The organism is Blastococcus sp. SYSU DS0616, from assembly GCF_054051015.1.
Window position 1 is genome coordinate 25,317 of the sequence record NZ_JBJHAJ010000041.1, and the last position, 6,000, is coordinate 31,316.

Below are 6,000 nucleotides of genomic sequence, written 5' to 3' on the forward strand. Positions count from 1 at the left end.
GGGGCGGCAGTGCCGCGACGCACACCGGCGCATGGCCGCACGGCCCCCGGGTAGGGCGGTGGAACGACGCCGGTCCCCCGACCGGCCCACGGCCCCTCCGGGGGCGAGAGCGCGGGCACGCCCGCCGACGAACGGAGGCCCGATGACCAACCCCGCCAACGACGGCACCGACCCCGGTACGTACGACGGCACCACCCAGACCGAGGGGCAGACGGCCCGGGACATCTTCCCCTCGGACGACGGCATCCCGGACGTCGCGCAGGACGACTCCCCCACCCAGTCGTGGAAGGAGGACCCGCAGTTCCAGCCGATGCCGAACGAGAGCGCGACCGCCACGGTCGACTTCGGCACCACCGCCTTCGAGCAGTCCCAGGGCGAGTCCCTCGCCGGCCGGCTGGATCGGGAGCTCCCCGACGACGCGGCCGACGTCCGCCCCGCCGAGGACCCGCAGCGGGCCGACGCGCAGCTGGAGCAGGACACCTCGACCACGCCCGAGAGCGACTCCGGCACCAACCGCACCGCAGACGACGTCGAGGCCACCGCGGACCAGCCCGTGGGCGGCGAGGGCCCCGAGGAGTCCGCCGTCCACGTCACCGACGGCTGACGCTCCCCCGCACACCAGCGACCCACCCCTCGGCGCCCCTTCGGGTGCCGTCCGGGGGGTGGGTTGGCGCGCGCGCGGCAGGTTGTCTACGTTGAGTCAGCGGTTCAGCAGGTAGCCGCGACGTGCTGGGCCCGGTGGTCCGGCACGCAACACATTCGACCACCGCGAGCCGGGGGCCCGGGCCCCCGGAGATGTGCAGCGGTAGATTGTCCGGGCGGCCCGTCGTCCGGGTTCCGCCGAGAGGAGCCACTGTCCGTGACCACTTCCGACCTGCCCGCCGAGGGGCAGCCCGACGTGTCGACCGAGGGCACCGAGGCACCCTTCGACGACGTGATCACGCTCTCGACCTCCACCGACGAGGACGGCGCTGTCACGGTCACGGTCGTCGGCGAGGTGGACACCTTCACCGCTCCCGTGCTGCGCTCGACCCTGGACAGCCAGCTCGAGCAGCAGCCGCGTGAGCTGGTGATCGACCTGTCCGGTGTCCAGTTCCTGGGCTCGGCCGGTCTCGCCGTGCTCGTCGAGACGCAGAAGTCCGCCCGCAGCCGTGAGGTCGCCCTGCGGCTGATCGCCACGACCCGCGCCGTCACCCGGCCGCTCGAGGTGACCGGGCTGATCGACCTCTTCACCATCGCCGACGCCCGCTGAAGAAGGACCTCGTCCGGAGGCCCCGCTCCACACCGGAGCGGGGCCTTCGTCGTCACTAGGCCGAGAGCAGCCGGCAGACGGCCTCCTCCAGCACCTTCTGCGTGTCCCGGTCGGCCACACCCCCCGACGACAGGACCTCGTCGGCGTCGCGCAGGGCCTCGGCGACCGTCTCGCCGTGCTCGAACCGGTCGACGACGCGCGGGTCGACGTAGCTGGCCTTGCAGACGGCGGGGGTGTTCCCCAGCTGCTCGCTGACCCGCTTGTAGGCGGCGCTGACGACCTTCTTGCGGGCCGTCTTCGACGTCGGCGGGGGCACCTCGGCGAGCGCGGCGGCCATCAGCACCGTCGCCGTCCACGTGCGGAAGTCCTTGGCCGAGATCTCCGCGCCGCTGATCTCCTTGAGGTAGGCGTTGATCTCCGCGCTCGTCACGTCCCGCCACGTGCCGTCCTCGGTCTGGTAGGCGAGCAGGTCCTCACCGGCGTCGGCGGGGCGCTCGAGCAGCTGGCGGACGACGGTCGCCGTGGACCGGTCGGTGATCTCCACCTCCCGCTCGATGCCCCCCTTCGCGAGGTAGGAGCAGAAGGTCCGCTCGCCGCGCACCGACACGTGCGCCCGTTTCAGGGTCGCCAGGCCGAACGTGCCGTTCTCCTCCTCGTACTGCTCGCTGCCCACGCGGAAGGCGCCCAGGTCCAGCAGCCGGATGGCGGTGGCCAGGACGCGCTCGCGGGTGAGGCCGCGGGTGCGCAGCCCGGCCCGCACCGCGTCGCGCACATCGGGCAGCTGGCGCGCGATCTCCAGCACCCGCTCGTGCTTCTCCGCGTCGCGCCGGGCACGCCAGGCGTCGTGGTAGCGGTACTGCCGCCGCCCGGCGGCGTCCACCCCGGTGGCCTGGATGTGCCCGTTGGGCCACGGGCAGATCCAGACGTCCCTCCAGGCCGGCGGGACGGCGAGGGCCCGGATGCGGTCCAGCCGCTCGTCCTTGATGAGGCTGCCGTCGGTGTCGTAGTACGCGAAGCCGCGCCCGGCTCTGCGGCGTCGGTAGCCGGGCCCGTGCACGTCGCTGCGCCGCAGTCTCACGGGCGGGGAATGGGCACCGCAGGCACTCCGCAAACCCCCCGGGACGGAGAGTCACGCCTCAGCGCAGCTCGACCAGCCCGTCCAGACCGCTGATCTCCAGCACGTGCCGGGTCACGCCGCCCGCGGGGGCCTGGACGACGAGGCGCCAGGACTCGTCCCGGGCGATGCGGGCCACGGCCAGGACGACGCGGACGGCGGCGCTGCTGAACAGGCCGACGTCGCAGAGGTCGAGCTCCATCGGGGTGGCGCCGCCGTGACTGGCCTCCAGCATCCGGATCCGCAGCTGTTCCGCGGCCGCGGCGTCGACGGCCCCCCGGGCCCGCACGACCGGGCGCGGACCCTCGCGCTCGACCACCACGTCCGCACCGTCGACGACGCGGTGCGCGTCGATCTCCTCGTCCGGGGTCCGCCGCAGCCGGAAGCTCAGCGTGACCGTCGTCCCGTGGTCCTCGGCCAGGGTCACGCCGTCGACGAGCTGGCGCATGATCAGCAGCCCGCGGCCACGGTCACCCGGGTCGCGGTCCGGCGGGCGCCAGGTGCCCTGGTCCCGCACGGTCACGGTGAGCACCCCGTCCACGTCGACCTGGGCGGTCACCGACATGGGCCCGGGCTCGGTACCCCGGTAGGCGTGCTCGGCGGCGTTCGCGCACGCCTCGCCGACGGCGACCATGACACCCACCCGGTCCTGCTCGCCCATGCCCAGGTCGGTCAGCCAGGCGTTGAGGCGCCGGCGCACGCCGGGCAGCGCGGAGGGCACGGCGAGCAGGTCCAGCTGGAGGGCCTCGTGCGCGGTGGCCCGCCGGTGGGCGACCAGGACGGCGACGTCGTCCAGCCAGCCGTGCGGCCGGCGCACGCCCTCGGCGATCGCCCCGGCCAGCCCGGCCGCGGCATCGACGCCGAGGGCCCCCGGATCGTCCAGCACCTCGCGCGCGGCCGCACCGAGCCGTTCGAGCGCCTCGGCGGGTGGCTCGTCGAGCCCCGCGACCACACCGTTGGAGAAGAGCACCAGCGTCGCGCCCTGGGCGAGCTGGGCCTCGTGCAGCGGCGCCGGCGCCCCGGGGAGGCTGCCGAGCGGCGGCCGGGCGGTCACCTCGAGGAACGTGCTGCTCCCGTCGGCGTGCACGACCAGCGGGGCCGGGTGACCGGCCGCGCTGTAGACCAGCCGCCCGGTGGCGACATCGAGGACGCCGTAGAACACCGACGCCCCCTCGACGTCGTCCATCTGGGCGGCGAACGCGTCGAGAGCGGCGAGCACGGCCGCCGGCTCCGGGTCGCCGAGCACCGTGGAGCGCATCGCCCCGCGCAGCCGGCTCATCGCGCCGGCCGCGGCCACCCCGTGCCCCACGGCGTCGCCCACCACCAGGGCGACGCGGCCCTTGCCCAGCGGCACGGCGTCGTACCAGTCGCCACCGGCCGCGGAGAGCTCGGTGGCCCGGTGGTAGCTGCCGGACAGGACCACGTCGGGGAGCATCGGCAGCGACGGCGGGAGCAGCGCCTGCTGCGCGCGGTGCACGTCGTCGGCCGCGAGCGCTTCGATCACCACGAAGGCACCCGGCTCGCCGGCGACCGTCATGGGCCGCACCGTGGCCGTCACCATCGGCCCCTCCGGCCCGAGCGCGCCGCTGAGGGTCTCGGTGTGCCCGCTGCGCGCAGCGGCCTCGACGAGGTCGGCCAGCGGGCGCCCGGAGACCTCGGGCAGGCCGCCGCGCCGGGCCTCCAGGCCGCGGGCTCGGGCGTTGGCCCACAGCGGTCGGGCGGCGTCGGCCGCCAGGCAGAACAGCGCGTCGGGCGACGTCTCCATGGCAGCGAGCAGCACGGCGGAGCCCTCGTCCAGGGCGCCGTCGTCGGTGGGTGGCAGACTGCCGGAACCGGTGCTCATCTCGGGCCAGCCAACAACAGGCTGCGGGTGGCGGCAACCGCGTGCCCGGCACGCGAACGCCGTGGTCCAGGCCACGTTTGGGCGCCGGCGCCGGTCGGGTAGGCAGCAGTCTTGTGCACCGATCGGTGCCGGTCCGCGCCGCCACCGGTGGCCGGGCCGACCGGCACGGGGCACCACCGCGGCTCGAAGGTCGAGTGCGCCGGGAACGAAGGAGCGGACGACGGATGGTCGATTCGAGGGCCCCCCTCGCGCAGGACGGACGGCGTGCGGAGCGACTGGAGCTGCGGGTGCCCACCACCGCGACCCAGCTGCCCGCGGTCCGGGCCATGGCCGGTGACCTGGCGATGCGGATGGACTACGACCTCGACGCGGTGGAGGACCTCCGTCTCGCGGTCGACGAGGCCTGCGCCACCCTGTCGACGATCGTCCAGGGGGACGCGCCGCTGACGGTCGTCTTCGAGACCACGCGGGCCGGCCTGCACATCAACGCCTGGGTGCCCACCGCGGACGGCACGGAGGTCCCCACCGACGGCTTCGGGTGGGCGGTCCTCGCCGCCCTGGTCGACTCGGTCGAGGGCCGGCGCTCCACCGAGCGCGAGGTCCCGGGCGGGACCGGCAGCGACTCGCCGGTCGCCGTCATCGCCCTCGCCAAGTACCTGCCGGGGCAGCACCCGGCGGGCGTGGGCGACGAGAACCTCTCGGTGGCCCGGTGAGCAGGTCGGCCGCCGCCGCCGACTCCATCGAGGAGGAACCCCTGGACGCCACCGAAGGCACGCCCGTCGACCCCTCGGCCGAGCAGCCGGTCGAGACCCCGGACGAGCCCGCGCCCGGCCTCCCCGGCCCGCCGGCCGCCCCCGAGCCCGATGCGCCACCGCTGTCGGAGAACCGGCGCCGGGCCGAGCGCACGGCGCCGCTGTTCGCCGAGCTGGCCACCCTCGACAAGGACGACCCCCGCCGGGAACGGCTGCGCGAGATCCTCGTCGAGGAGCACCTGCCCCTGGTGCGGCACTTCGCCCGGCGGTTCAGCAACCGCGGCGAGCCCTTCGACGACCTGCTGCAGGTCGGCACGCTCGGGCTGATCGCCGCGATCGACCGGTTCGACCCGACACGGGGCGTGGAATTCCTCTCGTTCGCCGTCCCGACGATCACCGGCGAGATCAAGCGGCACTTCCGCGACCAGGGCTGGTCGGTGCGCGTACCGCGCCGGCTGCAGGAGCTGCACCTGTCGCTGAACGCCGCCGTCGGCGAGCTGGCGCAGAAGAACGGCCGGGCCCCGACCCCCAGCGAGCTGGCCGAGCACCTGGGCATCCCCCGCGCCGAGGTGCTGGAGGGGCTCGCCGTGGCCAACGCGTACCGGAGCAGCTCGCTGGACGAGCGGCTCTCCGGTGAGGACGACTCCCCCACCCTGGCGGCGACCCTGGGCGAGGAGGACGCGGCGCTCGAGGGCGTGGAGTACCGCGAGTCGCTGCAGCCGCTGCTGGCCACCATCCCGGCCCGGGAGCGGCGGATCCTGATCCTGCGGTTCTTCGGCAACATGACCCAGTCGCAGATCGCCGCCGACATCGGCATCTCCCAGATGCACGTCTCCCGGCTGCTCAGCCAGACGCTGGCCAAGCTCCGCGAGGGCCTGCTCAAGGACTGAACGACCGGTGGGGGGGGGGGGGGGGGGGGGGGGGGGGCGGGGGGGCGGGGGGGGGGGGGGGGGGGGGGGGGGGGGGGGGGGGGGGGGGGGGGGGGGGGGGGGGGGGGGGGGGGGGGGGGGGGGGGGGGGGGGGGGGGGGGGGGGGGGGG

At 75.3% G+C, this 6,000-nt stretch carries 6 protein-coding genes; 4 read left to right on the top strand and 2 right to left on the bottom strand.

What is annotated here, in order from left to right; genetic code table 11:
* Positions 1–142: 142 nt before the first annotated feature.
* Positions 143–604, top strand: a complete 462-nt coding sequence (locus ACI79K_RS20175; protein ID WP_456590483.1) for a hypothetical protein — start codon at positions 143–145, stop codon at positions 602–604.
* A gap of 255 nt (positions 605–859) precedes the next feature.
* Positions 860–1,252, top strand: a complete 393-nt coding sequence (locus tag ACI79K_RS20180; protein WP_091933845.1) for an STAS domain-containing protein — start codon at positions 860–862, stop codon at positions 1,250–1,252.
* 55 nt (positions 1,253–1,307) lie between these two features.
* Here ACI79K_RS20180 and ACI79K_RS20185 read toward each other — a convergent pair whose 3' ends face one another.
* Positions 1,308–2,330 carry a DNA topoisomerase IB gene (locus ACI79K_RS20185; protein WP_456590484.1) on the bottom strand — a complete coding sequence of 341 codons (1,023 nt, stop codon included), beginning with the start codon at positions 2,328–2,330 and terminating at the stop codon, positions 1,308–1,310.
* Between the two features lie 58 nt (positions 2,331–2,388).
* On the bottom strand, positions 2,389–4,209 hold the full coding sequence (locus tag ACI79K_RS20190) for an ATP-binding SpoIIE family protein phosphatase (RefSeq protein WP_456590485.1): 1,821 nt from the start codon (positions 4,207–4,209) through the stop codon (positions 2,389–2,391).
* 224 nt (positions 4,210–4,433) lie between these two features.
* Between ACI79K_RS20190 and ACI79K_RS20195 the strand changes: the two genes are divergently transcribed.
* Both ACI79K_RS20195 and ACI79K_RS20200 read left to right on the top strand, forming a co-directional pair.
* Positions 4,434–4,922: an ATP-binding protein gene (locus tag ACI79K_RS20195; protein WP_456590486.1), complete on the top strand. Its 489-nt coding sequence runs from the start codon at positions 4,434–4,436 to the stop codon at positions 4,920–4,922.
* The gene (locus ACI79K_RS20200; protein ID WP_456590487.1) at positions 4,919–5,851 is read left to right on the top strand and encodes an RNA polymerase sigma factor SigF; all 933 of its coding nucleotides are present in this window, start codon (positions 4,919–4,921) and stop codon (positions 5,849–5,851) included. Before ACI79K_RS20195 ends, ACI79K_RS20200 begins: the two co-directional genes overlap by 4 nt.
* Positions 5,852–6,000: the final 149 nt, after the last annotated feature.

Coding starts and splice junctions, on each gene's coding strand:
- ACI79K_RS20175 (WP_456590483.1), top strand. CDS start 143: ATGACCAACCCCGCCAACGACGGCACCGACCCCGGTACGTACGACGGC.
- ACI79K_RS20190 (WP_456590485.1), bottom strand. CDS start 4,209: ATGAGCACCGGTTCCGGCAGTCTGCCACCCACCGACGACGGCGCCCTG.
- ACI79K_RS20195 (WP_456590486.1), top strand. CDS start 4,434: ATGGTCGATTCGAGGGCCCCCCTCGCGCAGGACGGACGGCGTGCGGAG.